The sequence below is a fragment of the Streptomyces albiaxialis genome (genome assembly GCF_039530985.1).
GTDB classification, from domain to species: Bacteria; Actinomycetota; Actinomycetes; order Streptomycetales; family Streptomycetaceae; genus Streptomyces; species Streptomyces albiaxialis.
Map to the genome: position 1 here is coordinate 1,023,332 of NZ_BAAAPE010000013.1, position 17,086 is coordinate 1,040,417.

The following is a 17,086-nucleotide window of genomic DNA, read 5'->3' on the forward strand; positions in this document are numbered from 1 at the left end:
TTACCTGACCGGGGAGACGGAACTCACATTCCCACCCGCCCCCGCTCCACCTCCGAAGGCGGCACGCGGTCGAAGTGGAGGGACCGGCTCAGGGTGGTGCGCACCGGCGAACGCTCCACGCGGCGCTCGACCTCCTCCCGGTACCGCTCCAGCCCGGGCGGCAGCTCGACCGCGTACCGGAACCGGGTCTCCGCCTCACCCCGCTCCAGCCACACCCGCACCCGCACTCCGGCCCCGGTCTGCTGAGCCGCCCCCTCGCCCGCTCCTTCACCCGCCCCCTCACTCGCGGCGCACTCCGCGAGGGCCATCCGGGCGGTCATGGTGACGCATGTCGCAAAGGCGGCCTCCAGCAGCTCATGGGGGCGGAACCCCGCCGTCCCTCCGACCCCGTTCTTCACCGTGTCCGCGAGGGCCTCATTCCCCTCCGCACCGAACCCGACCTGCCAGGGCTCCTCCAGAGCACGCGCCTCGATCATGAATCGCACCCTACGCACGCCGCCCACATCATGGAACGCCGTGCCCGCATAACGAGACGCCACCTCAACTCCCCTCCTTTACCCGCGACTTACAAGCTCATGGAAACCTCAAGCAGCTTGAGTTCTCCCTGAGAGCGCTGTCACGCTTCATCGCGGACCGGCCGTCGCGACAGGCCTCCCCCGACTGTCGCGACGGCCTCCCCGTGCCTCCCGTTGTCACCGGCGGGAACGGGCCCGCTCCGCCCCCCACAGCAGCACCGCCCCCGCCCCGAGCCCGGCGCCCAGCAGGCAGACCCCGGACCAGCCGGCCATGCCCCAGACGACGGACGTGAGGGCCGAACCGACCGCGCCGCCGACGAAGAAGGTCGTCATGAAGGCCGAGTTGATCCGGTTCCGCGCCTCGGGGCGGAGCCCGTAGACCACCTTCTGGCTGCTGTTGAGCACGGCCTGCTGCGCGACGTTGAGCCCGATCACCCCGAGGACCAGCCACACCAACGACCGCTCCCCGGCGATGAGCACCAGCCACGACCCGGTGAGCAACAGCACCCCGCCCGCCGTGACGTGCTGCACGTACCCCCGGTCGTTGAGCCGCCCCGCGAACGTCATCGTCAGCACACCCACGACACCCACCAGCCCGAACAGCCCGATGGACGACTCCGACCACCCGAAGGGCTCCCGCGCGAGCAGGAACGTCAGCGCCGTGAGCTGCACGCTGTACGACGCGAGCGCGAACGCGGCGAGCGCGGCCCGCACCCGCAGCACGGGCTCCTCCCGCAACAGCGCGAGCGTGGAACGCAGCAGCGCCGGATACCCGATCCCCGCCTGCCCGCCCGACGACTCGCCCTCTTCCCTCACCCGGGGCAGAAAACGGGCCAGCAGCAGCGCCATCCCCGCCATCAGCACGGCGTTGACCACATAGATCGTGCGCCAGCCGCCCAGCGTGGACAGCAGCCCGGAGGCGGTACGCGCGAGCAGCCCGCCCAGCAGGATCCCGGACATCACGACACCCACGATCCGGCCCCGCTCGGCCTCGGGTGCCAACGTCGCCGCGTACGGCACGATCACCTGCGCGCCCACCGACGTCAACGCGACCAGCACCGTGCCCGCCAGCATCATCGCCCCGCCGGTCGAGGCCGCGGTGACCGCCAGGAGCGCCGCCGAGGCCAGGAACAGCCCCACCGCCAGCCGCCGCCGGTCCCTGACGTCCCCGAGCGGCACGAGCAGCATCAGCCCCAACGCGTAACCGGCCTGCGAAGCGGTCACGATGAGCCCCGCCAGCGTGGCGCTCAGATGCAGGTCGCGGCTGATCAGGTCGAGCAGCGGCTGCGCGAAGTAGTTGCTGGCGGCGGAGAGTCCCGTCGCGACGGTCATCAGCAGCAGCGGCCCACGGCCGATGCCGCTCCCCGGAAGCGCGCCCCGGGCTTCCCCCGCCGACGCCACAGAGTGCGTTGTCGTTGTCATGCTCCCTAGGCTCAGGCCCGGAGTATTGATGAGTCCAACACATAGTTGTCATCCCATCCATCTCGGAACACGATGGCTCCATGGAACTTCAGCAACTGCGCTACGTGATCGCCGTCGCGGACACCGGCGGCTTCACCCGCGCCGCCGAACGCTGCCTCGTCGTGCAGTCCGCCCTCAGCCACCAGATCGCCAAGCTGGAGAAGGAACTCGGCGCCCGCCTCTTCGAACGCACCAGCCGTCGAGTCCGCCTCACCCCCGCCGGCGAGGCCTTCCTCCCCGCCGCCCGCCAGGCCCTCGACGCCGCGGAACGCGCCAAGGCCGAAGTCGCCGCCACCACCGGCGAGATCCGTGGCCGCCTCTCCATCGGCACGATCTCCACCGTGACCACCGTCGATCTCCCCCGCGTGATGCGGGCCTACCACGACCGCTATCCCCAGGTCCGCGTCTCCCTCCAGGTGAACCGCAGCGAACGCATGGTCGTCGACGTCCGCGAAGGCACCCTCGACCTCGCCCTGATCGGCGCCCTCCGTTCCTTCGAGGCCAAGGGCGTCCGCGAACACGTCCTCATCCGCGACGAACACGTGGCGATCCTGGCGCCCGGCCATCCCCTGGCGGACGCCGAACAGGTCGACCTGCGCCGCCTCTCCGAAGAGGTCTTCGTCGACTTCGCCTCCGGCACCGCCGCCCGGGCCCAGACGGAAGAGGCGTTCAGTGCTGCCCGCCTCGAACGCGACGTCGCCTTCGAGGTCTCCGCGGTCGACCCCCTCGTCTCCTTCGTCCAGAACGGTCTCGGCATCGCCCTGCTCCCCAGCGCCTTCGTCCGCCAGCTCACGGGCGTACAGGTGGTTCCCGTACGCGACGCCCCCGCCCGCGAGGAACGCCTCATCTGGAGCCCCACCCGCCCCTCCCCCGCGGCAGCCGCCTTCCTGAGGGAACTGGGGGTGGGGGAGGCGGGCTTGACGGAAGCCGACGTGGGGGAATCCGGAGTGGGGGACGCGGGCTTGGCGGACCCGGGCTTGGGAGAAACCGGCGTGGGGGACGTGGGCTTGGCGGAAGCGGGCTTGGAGTTGGCGTCGAGGTCGAAGTCGAACGGCACGGGTTCGAAGGGGGCGAAGAGGGCGAAGGGGTAGGGCCTGTAGGGCCCACGGGGCTTCTAGGGGTCGGCCTCCTCGGGGCCGCTTCCTTGGGCTTGCGGTCTCTCCGCCGGGCTCGCCGGGTTCGCCGGGTTCGCCGGTCTCGTAGGGTTCGCCGGTCTCGTAGGGTTCGCCGGTCTCGTAGGGTTCGCCGGTCTCGTAGGGTTCGCCGGTCTCGCCGGGTTCGCCGGTCTCGTAGGGTTCGCTGTCTCGGAGGGCTCGCGGAGTCGGAGGGCTCGCGGAGTCGTAGGGCTCGCGGGGCCGTGGGGATCGCGGGGCCGGAGGGCTCGCCGGTCTTGGGGCTCACCGGGTTCGGTTTGATTCGTTTTGGTTCGGTTCGGTGGGTGGTCAGGGTCGGCCGGCGGGCTCTTGATTCGGCGCACCGGGTTGGTGTTCGGGGTGGGCCGTGCCGGGCTCGGAGGGTCGTCGAGTGGGTGTGGAATGCTCGGGCCTTCCGCCCCCTTTCGTGCTCGTGGATGGAGCTTCCTGTGCCGGTTCGCGGCGTACTTTTCGACGTCGACGACACACTGTTCGACTACGGCACCTCGGAGAGGGCCGGCCTGCTCACTCACCTCGGGGAGTTGGGGCTGATGGACCGGTTCGCCGGTCCCGATGAGGCGTTCGAGCTCTGGTCTCTGATCATGGAGGAGGAGTACACGCGCTTCCTCTCCGGTGAGCTCTCCTTCGAGGAGCAGCGGTGCAGCCGCACCCGACGGTTCCTGTCCCGTGCTGGTTGCCTTCCGGCCGAGGGGATGACTGACCAGGAGGCCGCCGCCTGGTTCGCCGGATACGCCGCGCACCGCGATGCGACCTGGTCCGCCTTTCCCGACGCGGGTCCGATGCTGGAATCGCTCACCTCCTCCTACCGGCTCGGTGTGGTCTCGAACTCCTCCCTGGAGCACCAGCGCCACAAGCTCGGGGCGATCGGTCTGCTGGCGTACTTCGGGGAGGCCCTGGTCTGCTCGGAGTCGCACGGGGCGGCCAAGCCCGAGCCGAGCATCTTCCACGCGGGGTGCACGCTTCTCGGCCTCCCGCCGCACGAGGTGGCGTACGTCGGCGACAAGCACACCGTCGACGCCGTGGGCGCCCGCGACGCCCGCCTTCGTGCCTACTGGCTGGACCGGACGGGTGCCGCGGCTCGGATGGAGGTCGAACCCGGCATCCGCGTGATCCGTTCCCTCGCCGAACTCCCGGCTTCGCTGGCCGACTGATCCAGCGGGGTGTCCGACCTGGCCCACCGATCCGGCGGGATGACCGACTTGGCCGCCTTGGCCGACCGGTCCGTCCCGCTGACCGGTCTACCGGCTTCCGGCTGGCCTGTCGCCGATCCGCCCCGTCGGCGGACGGGGGCACCGACGCTCAGGCCGTGCCTGTCGGTACCGCCTAGCGGGTCGCCGCGCGGGCGAAGTGGGTCGCCGCCGCGTGGAACGCCTCCTTCGGTTCCCAGTGCCAGCCGGCCGTGGGCTTGGTCGGTGTCTTCCATATCGGCTTCACCAGGGCGTAGCTCGCCATGTCCAAGTCGTAGCGCCGCACGGGGCGGTGCGGGGCGTCGGGGCTGACGAAGTTGAAGACCATGGCGGCGTGCAGCCCCATCTCCTCGAAGATGTCCAGCACATCGGAGAGATACGACGCCTGCTCACGCTCGCTGCGGACGAGGCCCTTCTTGATCTCCGGCGGATCCTTCTCGTAGTCCACAACGTCCCAGCCCATGCCGCCCTGCTGCGGGGCGCCCTTGAAGGTGCAGGTGCCGCACTCGGCTATCGCGACCGGCTTGCCCCAGCGGAGATATGTCTTCAGCTCCTTCACGTAGTCGGCGCGGCGGCGGTGATACGCGTAATAGTCCACGCTGACCACGTCGAACTGGTCCCAGTCCACCGTGTCGTCCTGCGCCGCCCCGTAGGTCAGCGGACCTCGGAAGACGGACCTGCCGGTCCTGGCCGCTCGCTCGATGAACGAGTCCAGTCGGCGCTGCATCTTCTCGGGGTCGAAATTCCCCTCCTGGAGATTCCGCACCCGCTCCACGGCGTCGGCGCCCGGGACGATGCCCGGCACGAAGAGATAGAACTCGCAGCCGACGCTGAGGTGCACATCGACGCCCTGGCGGCGGAGCCGCTCGGCGTGCTCGCCCGTCTCCGCGAGGTGGTCGAGGATCTCCTTGTGCGGGCGGTCCGCCAGTCGGGGCTGCAGCCAGACCTTCAGTCCGCGCTCGGCCGCCTCGGACGCGGTGGCCTTGAGGCGGTCCACACCGTCCCCGTACACCGACACCGCGTTCGCGTGCAGCTTCTCCTTGATCGCTTTCATGTCCGCGCGCATCCGCGTCGCGCTCCAGCCGGTGTGCGGCGTCTCCCCGTCCGTGAGTTCGTAACACACACCCCGGTGGGTCAGGCCGCGCCGCTCTCCGGTGGCGGGCGACGCGCCGGCGGCGGTCTCCCCCGCCGCGGCCCGGTCCGGCCTCAGGGCTGGGCCGGCCGCCACCGCGAGTCCCGCGGCTGCCACGCCCGCTCCCGCCAGGAACCGCTTCCTGCTGATGTCCCCGCCTCGTCCGCTCGGCATCACAAGCCCCCTCGACACGTATCCGTTCGCGTTCGCTCACGTTCGTTTCCGACGTGACAAGTCTTCCGGCCCGCCCCCGGCCGCGTCTTCTGCCAACTGGCCAGAACCGCCGTCCGATCGGCCAGGAACCGTGAGCCATTCGGCCGACGTCTTCGCGAGCCGAAGTGGGAGGATGCAGTCATGGACATGATGTTCGTGGTCGTACCAGCGGTCTTCATGGCCATTTCCGGCTACCTGATCTGCAGGCGGCTGGTCGAGCTGCGGCGGCTGATCGTGATCTGGCGCCGGGGTGACCATGCCGAGGGCCGCTGCCTGCACACGTACACGACACGTCGCAGCAAGAGCGACGGCCGTACCTTTACGACACGCCACCACGCCTTCGAATTCACGACCAGGAACGGTGAACGCGTCCGCTTCGAGGAGACCGACGGCCCGCGGACCGTCGGCCAGGGCGACTTCGTCCCCGTCACCTACCTCACGAACCGGCCCGATCGCGCGACGGCCCGGCCGCGCAAGGAGGTCCGCGAGTACCTGCTGGCGGCCGGGGAAATCGCCTTCCTGATGCTCTTCTTCGCCTTCGCCGTCTCTTTCCTCTGGTCGGCGCAGGAATTCGTCCCGCTCTGACGGGCACCGGGGAGGGACGGTCTACGCGAACACGCGCTCCACCAGGAGGAACACACCGATCGCGATCATCATGACGCCGGAGATCCGGGTGACGACCTGAGCGGCCTTCGGGCGGGATGCCAGCAGCGTGCGTGCCAGGAGGCCGACAGCGAGGTAGACGACCGCGCAGCACACCATGTGGAGCACGCCCAGCAGGCCGGTCTGTGCGGCCACGGGGAAGGCGGCGTCGGGGTGTATGAACTGCGGCAGCACCGCGAGGAAGAGCAGCATCCCCTTGGGGTTCAGGCCGCTGATTCCCACGCCCTTCAGGGCGGCCCGCCGAGGGGACACGCCCATGGCGTCCCGCGCGGCCGCCGTCCCACCGGCATCCACCGTCCCGCCGGGGTCCGCCGTACCGTCGGTATCCGCCGTACCGGCGGACGTACCGGCCGTCTCCGCAGTCGCGAGCGAGGTGGCGGGCTGCGACAGGACACCCCAGCCGAGCCAGACCAGGTAGGCGGCGCCCGCGACGGTCAGCGCGGTGAGCAGGCCCGCGGAGTGGGCGACGAGGACGACCAGTCCGGCTACGGCGAGCAGGGTGTGCCCCGCGTATCCGGCCACCAGGCCCGTGACCGCGGGAACCACCGATCTGCCGCGGACCCCGGCCGCGATCGCGTACGCCCAGTCCGCGCCCGGCGTGCACACCAGCAGTAGATCCACCGCCAGAAAAGCCGCCACCGTACCGACGTCCATACGGCGCTTCTCCTCGTTCTCCCCCGACTCACGTGCTTACCGAGAGGGAGAATATGCGCACTCTGCGCGAAAGTGTTCCCTTGTTTTGGCTGCTCAGAGGGCACGTGAGGGAGAATTTTCCTCATGGATCCCATGGACAGGAAAATTCTTGCCGAGCTCCAGAAGGACGGCCGTCTGACGGTCACCGAGCTGGCCGCGCGGGTGCGGCTCAGCGTCTCCCCATGCCATCGCCGGCTGCGCGAGCTGGAGCGCTCCGGCGCCATCCGCGGCTACCGCGCCGTGGTGGATCCGGCGGCACTGGGTCTGCACTTCGAGGCACTGGTCTTCATCTCACTGCACCAGGAGGACCGCGACACCGTGGCCGACTTCGAACGAGCGCTGGCCGCGGTACCGGAGGTGCTCCAGGCCCAGCGGCTGTTCGGCGACCCCGACTACCTCCTGCGCGTCGCGACGGCCGACCTGACGGCCTTCCAGGAGCTCTACGACCAGGAGTTGGCGACGCTTCCCGGGGTGCAGCGGCTGACGTCCACGCTCGTCATGAAGCACGTGGTGGTCGAGCGCCCGCTCGCGTGAGGCCGTCCCACGCCGCCATCGCGGAGTCGACGACGCCCATCAGCTCGTCGCACGAGGCGCCGTCCCGCGACTGGACGGAGAGGCCGAACAGCACTGTCGAGTAAAAGTCGGCCAGGCGTTCCGCGTCCGCGCCGGGGGCGACGTCCCCCTCCGCCACGCCCCGCTCCACGCGCTCGCGCAGGGCCCCGACGACGTGCCGCCGGTCGTCCGCGAGGAACTCCTGAATGCCCTCGTTCCCCGGCGCGCAGTTCGTCCCGGCGAGCACCACCATGCAGCCGGGCGGGGTGGCCGGGTCGGCGTACACCGCAGCGTTGTCCCGCAGCACCCGCTCTATGGCCTGGCACGCCGTCGTGCCCTCCTCGGCGAGCACGCGGTCGGTGACCGCGCCCTCCTCTTTGCCGTAGAGCGCGACGGCCTCCTTGAACAGCTCCTCCTTGGAGCCGAACGCGGCATACAGGCTCGGGGGCTTGATCCCCATCGCCGCGGTGAGGTCGGCCGTCGACGTCGCCTCGTACCCCCGCTCCCAGAACATCCGCATCGCCTGTCGCAGCACCGTCTCGCGGTCGAAGCTGCGCGGGCGGCCTCTGCCTGCCATCGGACCCGCCTCCCTCCGTGGCGAAATTTTTTAGCGATCGGTCATCAAAGCTCTTGACGTTCGAGGATACGCCGTGAGGAAATACATAGCGATCGATAAAGAAATCCTCGGCATCCGCGCCGGGGCAAGCGACGCATGAGGAGCACGGCATGAAGCTCAACGGCAAGGTGGCTCTCGTTACGGGTGGCAGCCGCGGCATCGGCGCTGCCACGGCGCTGCGCCTGGCGCGCGAGGGCGCCGACGTCGCGGTGACGTACGTCAGCGCCGAGGCCCAGGCCAAGAGCGTGGTCGCCGAGATCGAGGCGACCGGGCGGCGGGCTCTCGCGATCCGCGCCGACAGCGCCGACGCGGCGGAGGTCACCGACGCGGTGGAGCGTACGGCGCAGGAGTTCGGCCGCCTCGACATCCTCGTGAACAATGCGGGGATCTGGCACGACGCCCCTCTCGATTCCCTCACCGTCGAGGACATCGACCGCGTCTTCGCCGTCCATGTCCGGGGCTCCCTGCTCGCCACGCAGGCGGCCGCGCGCCATATGACCGCCGGAGGCCGCGTCATCAGCATCGGCAGCAACCTCGCGGAGCGCGTCCCGTTCGACGGCATCACGCTCTATTCGGCGAGCAAGTCCGCACTCATCGGCATGACGAAGGGCCTGGCCCGGGACCTCGGCCCCCGCGAGATCACGGCGAACCTGGTGAACCCGGGCCCGACCGACACGGACATGAACCCGGCGGACGGCGAGGGCGCCGACGTGCAGCGCGCCCAGATGGCGCTGGGGCGCTACGGCAAGCCCGAGGGCATAGCCGACACGGTGGCCTTCCTGGCGAGCCCCGAGGCCGACAGCATCACCGGCGCCTCCTTCCTGGTGGACGCGGGCGCCAACGCGTAGGGGCAGCGGGACCACACACCTCTACGGGGGCCGGGGGCCCACACACCCCGCGCCCGGAACGGACAAGCCTCACCCGGCACCCCCGCATCCCCGCACCTCCGAGCCCCCGCACCCCCGAGCCCAGAAGACACCAACTCACCCGGCACCCAGCAGCGTCGCGTCGGCCTCCGGTAGCCAGCCTGCCGGAGGCCGGGCCAGCCAGCCCCCGGCGGTGCCGAGCCGTCGGCCGGCGTCGCGCAGGGCATCCAGTCCGGCGTGCCGCAGGCCCTTCCGCCACACAAGGGAGACGGGCGCGAGTGGCACGGGCTCGCTCAGGGGACGCAGCACCATGCCCTCCACACCTACGAACACCTCGCTGGCCAGCACGGACCATCCCCTCTTCCGCACCACCCGGGCGAACTCCGCCTCGCCCTCGATCTTCGGGAAAGGAGGTTCCAACTCGACGCCGCACCCGGCGAAAAGGGCACGCGCGTAGGAGGTCCACTCGGTGGTGCCCTCGTTCCCCGCCCCCGCGTACAGGGTGTCGCCCTTCAGCGCTCCCACCGGCACCACAGGAAGGTCCGCCAGCCGATGCCCGGACGGCAGCAGCACCGCCACGCGCTCGTACCGCACGAGACAGTGCTCCAGACCGGCGAGCGCCTCGCCCGACAGCCCTGCCACCCGCCCGAAGGAGACGTCCAGCCGTCCCGCCAGGATCTCCGCCGCTGCCCCGGCGAGTCCGCTGTGGTAGCGCGCGACGAACTCGACGCCCGGGGCCGCTTCGCGGGCCGCGTCCAGCACGAGCTGCCCGGTGCTCACCGGTGCCGCCACGTCGACGAGCAGGGGCCGCGCCGCGGGGGCAAAGGCGGCGGCCAGTTCGTCGTGTGCGGTGAGGACGCGCCGGGCGTAGGGCAGCAGCCGTTCACCCTCCGCCGTCAACGCGACCTGGCGCGTGGTGCGTACGAAGAGGGCGGTGCCCATCTCGCGCTCCAGCGCGCGGATGTCGCGGCTGAGGGCCTGCTGGGCGATGTACAGGCGAGCGGCGGCCCGGGTGAAGTGCAGTTCGTCGGCGACGGCGACGAAGGCACGGAGCAGACGGGGCGAGATCTCGTTCGGGGCGCTCGGCATGCCGCGAGATTAACAACACGACTGCGTGAATGGCGGCTCAAGAGGTGTTGGACCCCGCCCGCCGCCCCCGACGAGGCTGAACGCATGCCCTACGCCCGCCTCTTCGCCCCGTCCGGCACGCTCGCGTTCACGCTCGGCAATCTGCTGGCCCGTCTGCCGATGGGCATGTTCACCGTCAGCGCGGTCATCATGATCGCGGGTGCGCGCGACTCGTACGCGCTCGCGGGCGCGGTCACCGCGACCGGGCTCGCGGCCACCGCGCTCGTCGCGCCGCTCACCGCCCGGCTGGTCGACCGGTACGGCCAGGCCCGTATCGCCCTGCCCGCCACCCTGATCGCCCTGTGCGGCTCGCTCGCACTCGTGCTGTGTGTGACGGCGGAAGCGCCGAACTGGACGCTGTTCGCGTCCTACGCGCTCACCGCGACGACGCCCAACACGGGCGGGATGTCCCGTGCGCGTTGGGCGTACCTCTTCCAGGACGACGCGGCCGCGCGCCACACCGCCAACTCGCTCGAACAGGCCCTGGACGAGCTGTGCTTCATGCTCGGCCCCGTGCTCGCCGCAGCCCTCTGCACGACCTTCTCCCCCGCCGCGGGGACGCTGACGGGGTGTGCGCTGCTGCTGACCGGAATGGTGCTGTTCACCGCGCAGCGCGGCACCGAACCGCCCCCGGCGGGCCGCCAGGCCACCGGCGGGCGGGCACCGCTGCGCCTGCCCGGCATGCCGCCGCTGCTGCTCACCTTCCTCGCCACCGGCGCCGTCTTCGGCTCCCTGGAGGTGGTGACCCTCGCGTACGCGGAGGGGCAGGGCCACCAGTCGGCGGGCGGCGCCGTGCTGGCGTGCCAGGCGGCAGGGTCGGCGACCGCGGGACTCGCGTTCGGCGCGTTGAGTCCGCGCGGTACGGCGGCCCGTCGTCTGCTGATATGCGTGGGCGCGATGGCCGCGTTGATGACGCTGCCGCTCCTCGCCTCCGCCAGCGACAGCCTGCTGGTGCTCGCGGGGGCGCTGCTGATCGCCGGTATGGCCACCGCGCCCACGATGGTGACGGGCATGACGCTCGTCCAGCACGTCACCCCGAGGGAGCGGCTCAACGAGGGGATGACGCTGGCCGTCACCGCGATCCTGGGCGGCATAGCCACCGGCTCGGCCCTGGGGGGCTGGGCGGTGGAGCATGCCGGCGCGGACGGCTGGGCGTACACGGTCCCGGCCTCCGCCGCGCTCCTGGCCGCCCTCGTCACGGCCGCGACCTCGGCCACGGCGTCGCGCGCCCGAACCGGTCGCGCCCCGCACGGATCCCCGGAGCCGGAGCCTGCCCGGCCCCGGGAGACCTCCGGGTCTTCCCCGATGTCCGAACCCGCCCGCACGCCCGAACCTGAAGGGAGCCCCTCACCGACCTCATCGGCCTCACCCCGGTCGCGATAAGAGCAGAGGTGGACCGGCCCCATGACCGACGCACGCGCCGCACACCCCGCACGCGCAGCACACCCCGCACGCGCCGTACACCCGGCGCGCCCCGCACACCCCTCACACCCCCGGCGTCTCCACGCGCCCGGCGCCGCCGCGCACCTGCGGCTGTTCGCGTGGAGCGGCATCGTCACCGTGCTGCTCACCCGGGCGTATCTGGACCTGGCCGGGTATCCCAAGGTCGGCGGTGGGGGCCGGGGCGGGCTCCATATCGCGCACATGTTGTGGGGCGGGCTGCTGATGGCGGTCGGGCTGCTCGTGCTGTGCGCCCTGCTGGGCAGCCGGGCGCGCCGTGCGGGGGCGCTGACCGGCGGGGTGGGCTTCGGCCTGTTCATCGACGAGATCGGCAAGCTGGTGACGGACGAGCCGGGCTACTTCTACCGGCCCGCCGCCGCGCTGATCTACACCTGCTTCGCCGCGTTGCTCGCCCTGGCCTGGTGGGTGGGCAGGCGTACCTCGCCCGGCCGGCTCCCGGCCGCCAACCGGGCGGCGCAGGCCGTGGATACGGCAGTCGACGGCCTGGTGCGAGGCGGCCTCACCTCTGCCGAACGGGAGCGAGCGCTGGGCCAGTTGGCCGACCCCAGTGCCGAACTGGACAGGGCCCTGGCCCGTCTCCTCGTCGCGCTCCCCGAGCGATCGGGCACCCCTGAGTCCTCCGGCCGTCCGAAACGATCGGTGGCCGCCCGCATCACAGTCCTCAGCTCACGCGTCCGCGTCGCGGTCGCCCGGGTCGCCGCGCACCGCTCGACCGTCACGCTCGCCCTCGTCTACGCCGTGCTCCAGGGGTATCTGCTGCTCGCGGGCATCACCGCCGACGTCGTGACCGGCACCGTAGAGCCGCCCCTGGCCCGCACCGACATGGTCCCGGTCGCCTCAAGCACCGTCTGCGCGGCGGTGACGCTGGGGCTGGCCGTGCGAGGTGCGGTGCTGCTGCGGCGCGGAGACCGGCTCACCGGGCTGCGGCTGATACGTGCGTCGGTGCTCACCGATCTGTTCCTCGGGCAGATCTTCAACTTCGCGCTGAACCAGTTCGCGGCCGTGACCGACTGGCTGGTGGGCCTCTTCCTGCTCTGGGTGCTCACCCACGAGCTCACCCGTGAACGCGAGCGCGGGCGCGGGCGCGGGCAGAAGCACGAGCACGAGCCGAGCCCCGAAGTCAGGACCCAGGCGAATAGTGCTGCGGCAGCCCCCGTCGCCCCGGCAGCGGAAGATTCCGGGACGGCGTCTCCACGGCCGGTGCGGTGAGGGGACGCCGCCCGGCCTCGCGTTGCCAGCCGGCGCGTGCCCGAGGGTGGTAGCGGCGCGAGGGCGGTACGAGCTTCCAGCCCCAGTGCACGGCCCGGCCCAGCCGACGCAGCCGGCGTTCGTCGCGGACGGTCCACATGTAGCCGAGGCGCCGCCGCACGGCGGGCGGGAAGAGGCCGACCGTGAGCCATACGGTGAGCCGTGCCTGAGGGCCGCGCAGGGCGCGCCAGAGCGGGTCGGGCAGCAGCCGCAGTGCGGGCGGTCTGGCGATATGGCGGATGTCGAGGACGTCCCGCGTCGGCTGGTTGTCCTCCAGGACCTCCTCGGCCATGCGGTCCCAGTACGCCTGGAAGTCCTCCCAACTCGCCGGAACGGGCCGCATGCTCATCCCGTACAGCCGCCACCAGCGCACGTGTTCGTCGAAGAGCCGCCGCTTGTCGTCCTCGTCGAGGCCGGGTCCTAGCCGGTCGGCGACCAGGACGGTGAGCATGAAGAACGTGGCGTGGGCCCAGTAGAAGACGTCCGGGTTCAGCGCGTGGTACGGGCGGCCCTGGGCGTCCACGCCCTTGATGCCCTCGTGGTAGCCGCGTACCTGGTGCGCGGTCTCGACGGCGCGCGGGCCGTCGTAGACCACGCCCCCGATCGGGTAGAGCGAGCGCAGCAGCCGCTGCCAGCGTTCCTCGAAGAAGCGGGAGTGCTCGGCGACCCCGGCGCCGAGCTGCGGATGCATGTTCTGCATCGCGCCTGCCCACGGGGCGAGCAGTACGCCGCGCCAGTCGCCGAAGTACTTCCAGGTCAGCGACTCGGGCCCGAGAGGCTCCGGTGATTCGTCCCGCATGGCACGCTCCCCTCCGTCCCCTCGCAGGGTAGATGCCCGGGTCAACGAAAACAGCCCCGCGCCGGGCCCTCAGCCGCCGCCACAGTCGCCGCAGTCCCCGCGGATCAATCTCAGCCGCCTCCGCCGATCAGCCTCCGCCGCCTCTGCCGATCAGCCGCCCCCGCCGCCGCTCGACATGGCCGCCTTGCGCGAGTCGAGGGCCTTCTTGAGCGCGATGCCCGTGACGCCGGTGTGCTGGATCAGTTCCTTCAGCCGCTTCCGGTTCTTGGCCGTCACCCAGCGTGATAGTCCGGGCGAGAGATGCGCCAGTGCCGCCATCGTCGTCAGGGCGGCGCGCGGCCGGGGAACAGCCTTGACCGGGCCCCCGTCGAGCAGCGCGGTCTCGGCGTCGGCTCGCAGCCGCTCGGTGAGCGCCGGGTCGGCCACCTGGAACCGCTTCCGGCCGAACGTTCCTCGCCCGATCTTGATCATTCCGGCGGACTCCAACTGCTGCTCCAGCGCCAGGCAGGTGTCCCGGCGCTTGCGGTGCACCAGCCAGTGCCACTTCCTCAGCCGCCCGTACCCGGCGATCTCGCGCAGGACCCCGTCGAGCACGGGATCGCCCGTGCGCCGGTCGCCCGCGGGACGCGCCCGTCCGCCCTCGTCCCGGAGGCAGCCCCGCTCCTCCAGCTCCGAGAGCACGGCGGCACGCACCGCGTACCCGAATTCCGCTCCCCCCGTCAGGCGGCCCTTCTGTGCGTCGCAGGCGAGCAGAAAGAGCCGCGCGGGCAGGGTGTCCGTCACACGCGTGTCCATGCCGTTCATGACACCACGGCCACCGGACCGGACGGCAGCGCTCCGCGTGCGGAGCCCGTGCGGAGCCCGTGCGGAGACGACAAAGGCGACGTGACCGCGCATTCCGCGCGGCTCACGTCGCCTGTCGTCTTTCGTGGAGATGGCGGGAATCGAACCCGCGTCCAACGAAGTGGAAGGAGGGCTTCTCCGAGCGCAGTCTGCTGCGATTTTCTCGGCCCCGGAGATCACGCAGACAAGTCTCCGACGGGCCCAGTCACTGTGTGATGTCCCGGCAGGCCCCGTGACCGGGCCTACGCGGTGAGTTCCCTAGCTGATGCCAGGAACCGGGATGGGAACAACCCCGGGCTGACACTTCGCAAGTCGCTGCTTAGGCAGCGAGGGCGAAGGAATCGCGCTTGGTGTTGGCGATTATTTTTTTGCGACACATGGTTAACGAGATCATTGCCGCGTTCCTCGGCTCGCTTCACCTGCTTCGACGTTCGCTGTCGAAACCGATCATCCCCGTGTTGAGTTAACAATCTGCAACGCCCTCTCGGGCGGCGCTGCGACCATGGTACGGGACCGGGCCGCATCGGTGCCAACCCTTTACGGGCCGGTCGTATTCCCGATCCCGGACCGTCACCCCTCGGCGGCCCGCTGCCGTCGCCGGACAGACGAGATCGCACGGTCCGCCTCGCGGCGGTCCTGCTTCTCGCGCAGCGTCTGCCGCTTGTCGTACTCCTTCTTGCCCTTGGCGAGCGCGATCTCGACCTTCGCGCGGCCCCGGTAGAAGTAGAGCTGGAGGGGCACCAGCGTGTGGCCCGTCTCCTGGGTCTTGCCGATCAGCTTGTCGATCTCGGCACGGTGCAGCAGCAGCTTCCGCTTGCGCCGGGCCGCGTGGTTGGTCCAGGTCCCCTGCGCGTACTCGGGAATGTGCACGTTGTGCAGCCAGACCTCGTTGCCGTCGATCTGCGCGAAGCCGTCCACCAGGGAAGCACGGCCCTGGCGCAGCGACTTGACCTCGGTACCGGTCAGCACGATCCCGCACTCGAAGGTGTCCAGGATGACGTAGTCGTGCCGGGCCTTCTTGTTCTGCGCGATGAGCTTCCGGACATCCTTGGCGTCCTTGGCGTTGGCCTTCGCCTTGCTCCGTTGCGTCTTCATCTTCGCCATAGCCAGGCCATTCTTCCACTACGACCGGGCTTCGAGGCCACTCAATACTGTGCGCGCACGCTCCGTGGACTCCTTCGCGGAGTCGACCGGGAGGTCCGGGGTGATGCCCTCGCCCTCCACATCGCGCCCCGCCGGAGTCGTGTAGTGACCGACGGTCAGCTCGGCGACCGAGCCGTCCGGCATCGTGTTCGGCACCTGGACCGAGCCCTTGCCGAACGTGCGCGAGCCGACGACCACCGCCCGGCCCCGGTCCTGGAGCGCGCCGGTCAGCAGCTCGGCGGCGCTCATCGTGCCGCCGTCGACCAGCACGACCACGGGCCGCTCCGCGTCGCCCACGCCCCGCTTCGCGTACAGGGCGCGCTGGGTGCCGTTGTCGTCGTACGTCGCGACCAGGCCGCCGTCCAGGAAGGCGGAGGCGGCGGTGACGGCCTCGTCGACCAGGCCGCCGGAGTTGCCGCGCAGGTCGAGGAGTATGCCCGCGTCGCGCGGGACGCGGTTCCGGACGGCGTCCCTGACCCGGTCACCCGAGCCCTTGGTGAAGGAGCTGACCTTGATCCTCGTCGCGCCGGGACCCAGCTCGTCCACGGTGACCGGGTCGGTGGCCAGGCGCTCGCGGACCAGTGTGCGCCGCCATTCGCGCCCGTCACGACCATCACGCCCGTCGCGTCCGTCGCCTCCGCCGCGCTCCTTCCGCCCGTCGCGGCGCAGGACGACCGTGACCTCGCTCCCGGGCTCGGCGGCCGCGCCCCTCCCGGAACCGGCGCCGGAACCGGAACCGGCCCCCCGGTCCGAGCCGCGCAGCCGTGCGACGACGTCGGTCACAGGCATGCCGGTCACGGTCTGACCGTCGACCGAGCGGAGCTTGTCGCCGCTGCGGATGCCCGCGCGGTCCGCGGGGCTGTCCGGCTCGACCCGGTCGACCTCGACCTCGGGCCCGTCGGGCGCCTCGCGTCCACCGCCGCCCGACTGCTTCTGATGCACCTGGCGCACGGAGATCCCGACGCCGACGTACGAACCGTCGAGGGCCTGGCGCAGTCCCTCGTACTCCCGCGCCGAGTACGCCGCGGACCACCGGTCGCCGCTGCGGCTGACCAGCTCGTCGGCGGTGTCGGAGCCCGTGCCCGGGGAGCCGGGGCGCCGGTCGCGGCGGAAGTCCTCGGGGCCGCCGCCCTTGCCGTCGTCACCCCCGCCCGCCCGGGGGCCGCTCTCGGGACCGGCGCCCAGGGCGACGCGGCCCGTCGAACGCGTGGCGGACCCGGGCGCGTTGGTACCGAGGTCGCGCACCTCGTCGCCCCAGGATCCGGTCGCCGCGCCCGTCGCCAGGACGCTCGCGAAAACCAAGGTCAGGGCTGCCCCGCGGCGGATGCGGCGGGGCGGAGCGGAGAACCACGAGCCCTGCATGGACCGGAGTCTAGGCCAGACGCGGTCGGCGCACGGGACGTTGGGCGTAC

Annotated in this window: 16 protein-coding genes, 1 other RNA gene and 1 pseudogene; 7 read left to right on the forward strand and 11 right to left on the reverse strand. The window is 71.3% G+C overall.

Annotated elements, in window-relative coordinates:
• Nucleotides 1-23 precede the first annotated feature (23 nt).
• Complete coding sequence (locus tag ABD343_RS28250) at nt 24-476, reverse strand: OsmC family protein (protein ID WP_344532152.1); 453 nt, start codon at nt 474-476, stop codon at nt 24-26.
• 216 nt (nt 477-692) lie between these two features.
• Complete coding sequence (locus ABD343_RS28255) at nt 693-1,937, reverse strand: MFS transporter (RefSeq protein WP_344532153.1); 1,245 nt, start codon at nt 1,935-1,937, stop codon at nt 693-695.
• An 80-nt stretch (nt 1,938-2,017) separates the two neighbouring features.
• On the opposite strand from ABD343_RS28255, the pseudogene ABD343_RS28260 reads away from it, so the two are divergent.
• A pseudogene (locus ABD343_RS28260) lies at nt 2,018-2,881 on the forward strand (LysR family transcriptional regulator); the annotation flags it as partial.
• Nucleotides 2,882-3,558: 677 nt separating this feature from the next.
• Nucleotides 3,559-4,281, forward strand: a complete 723-nt coding sequence (locus ABD343_RS28265; RefSeq protein ID WP_344532154.1) for an HAD family hydrolase — start codon at nt 3,559-3,561, stop codon at nt 4,279-4,281.
• A gap of 172 nt (nt 4,282-4,453) precedes the next feature.
• Here ABD343_RS28265 and ABD343_RS28270 read toward each other — a convergent pair whose 3' ends face one another.
• Nucleotides 4,454-5,623: a glycoside hydrolase family 113 protein gene (locus ABD343_RS28270; RefSeq protein WP_344532155.1), complete on the reverse strand. Its 1,170-nt coding sequence runs from the start codon at nt 5,621-5,623 to the stop codon at nt 4,454-4,456.
• A 186-nt stretch (nt 5,624-5,809) separates the two neighbouring features.
• On the opposite strand from ABD343_RS28270, the gene ABD343_RS28275 reads away from it, so the two are divergent.
• On the forward strand, nt 5,810-6,247 hold the full coding sequence (locus tag ABD343_RS28275; protein WP_344532156.1) for a DUF3592 domain-containing protein: 438 nt from the start codon (nt 5,810-5,812) through the stop codon (nt 6,245-6,247).
• A gap of 21 nt (nt 6,248-6,268) precedes the next feature.
• On the opposite strand, the gene ABD343_RS28280 is transcribed toward ABD343_RS28275, so the two are convergent.
• The gene (locus tag ABD343_RS28280; RefSeq protein WP_344532157.1) at nt 6,269-6,979 is read right to left on the reverse strand and encodes a LysE family translocator; all 711 of its coding nucleotides are present in this window, start codon (nt 6,977-6,979) and stop codon (nt 6,269-6,271) included.
• A 123-nt stretch (nt 6,980-7,102) separates the two neighbouring features.
• Between ABD343_RS28280 and ABD343_RS28285 the strand changes: the two genes are divergently transcribed.
• Nucleotides 7,103-7,552: an Lrp/AsnC family transcriptional regulator gene (locus ABD343_RS28285; RefSeq protein WP_344532158.1), complete on the forward strand. Its 450-nt coding sequence runs from the start codon at nt 7,103-7,105 to the stop codon at nt 7,550-7,552.
• Here the strand turns inward: ABD343_RS28285 and ABD343_RS28290 are convergent.
• Nucleotides 7,515-8,147 carry a TetR/AcrR family transcriptional regulator gene (locus ABD343_RS28290; RefSeq protein ID WP_344532159.1) on the reverse strand — a complete coding sequence of 211 codons (633 nt, stop codon included), beginning with the start codon at nt 8,145-8,147 and terminating at the stop codon, nt 7,515-7,517. The two genes, ABD343_RS28285 and ABD343_RS28290, sit on opposite strands and share 38 nt — an antisense overlap.
• Before the next feature lie 149 nt (nt 8,148-8,296).
• On the opposite strand from ABD343_RS28290, the gene ABD343_RS28295 reads away from it, so the two are divergent.
• Nucleotides 8,297-9,034 carry a 3-oxoacyl-ACP reductase family protein gene (locus ABD343_RS28295; RefSeq protein WP_344532160.1) on the forward strand — a complete coding sequence of 246 codons (738 nt, stop codon included), beginning with the start codon at nt 8,297-8,299 and terminating at the stop codon, nt 9,032-9,034.
• Nucleotides 9,035-9,169: 135 nt separating this feature from the next.
• Here ABD343_RS28295 and ABD343_RS28300 read toward each other — a convergent pair whose 3' ends face one another.
• Entirely contained in the window at nt 9,170-10,141 is a 972-nt protein-coding gene (locus ABD343_RS28300) for a LysR family transcriptional regulator (protein ID WP_344532161.1), read from the reverse strand.
• Between the two features lie 84 nt (nt 10,142-10,225).
• Here ABD343_RS28300 and ABD343_RS28305 point away from each other — a divergent pair, with 84 nt between their 5' ends.
• Together ABD343_RS28305 and ABD343_RS28310 are read left to right on the forward strand one after the other, a co-directional pair.
• Nucleotides 10,226-11,563, forward strand: coding sequence for an MFS transporter (locus ABD343_RS28305; RefSeq protein ID WP_344532162.1), 1,338 nt, complete (start codon nt 10,226-10,228; stop codon nt 11,561-11,563).
• 21 nt (nt 11,564-11,584) lie between these two features.
• A complete protein-coding gene (locus ABD343_RS28310) occupies nt 11,585-12,850 on the forward strand; it encodes a hypothetical protein (RefSeq protein ID WP_344532163.1) in 1,266 nt (421 codons plus the stop codon).
• On the opposite strand, the gene ABD343_RS28315 is transcribed toward ABD343_RS28310, so the two are convergent.
• The 5 genes from ABD343_RS28315 to ABD343_RS28335 form a co-directional block, all read right to left on the reverse strand.
• Nucleotides 12,762-13,688 carry an oxygenase MpaB family protein gene (locus ABD343_RS28315; protein WP_344532164.1) on the reverse strand — a complete coding sequence of 309 codons (927 nt, stop codon included), beginning with the start codon at nt 13,686-13,688 and terminating at the stop codon, nt 12,762-12,764. The genes ABD343_RS28310 and ABD343_RS28315 overlap by 89 nt on opposite strands.
• 150 nt (nt 13,689-13,838) lie before the next feature.
• Entirely contained in the window at nt 13,839-14,483 is a 645-nt protein-coding gene (locus ABD343_RS28320) for a GOLPH3/VPS74 family protein (protein WP_344532165.1), read from the reverse strand.
• A gap of 131 nt (nt 14,484-14,614) precedes the next feature.
• Nucleotides 14,615-14,986: a transfer-messenger RNA gene (gene ssrA, locus ABD343_RS28325) on the reverse strand.
• A gap of 115 nt (nt 14,987-15,101) precedes the next feature.
• Entirely contained in the window at nt 15,102-15,626 is a 525-nt protein-coding gene (smpB, locus tag ABD343_RS28330; RefSeq protein WP_344532276.1) for an SsrA-binding protein SmpB, read from the reverse strand.
• Between the two features lie 27 nt (nt 15,627-15,653).
• A complete protein-coding gene (locus ABD343_RS28335) occupies nt 15,654-17,036 on the reverse strand; it encodes a S41 family peptidase (protein ID WP_344532166.1) in 1,383 nt (460 codons plus the stop codon).
• Nucleotides 17,037-17,086: the final 50 nt, after the last annotated feature.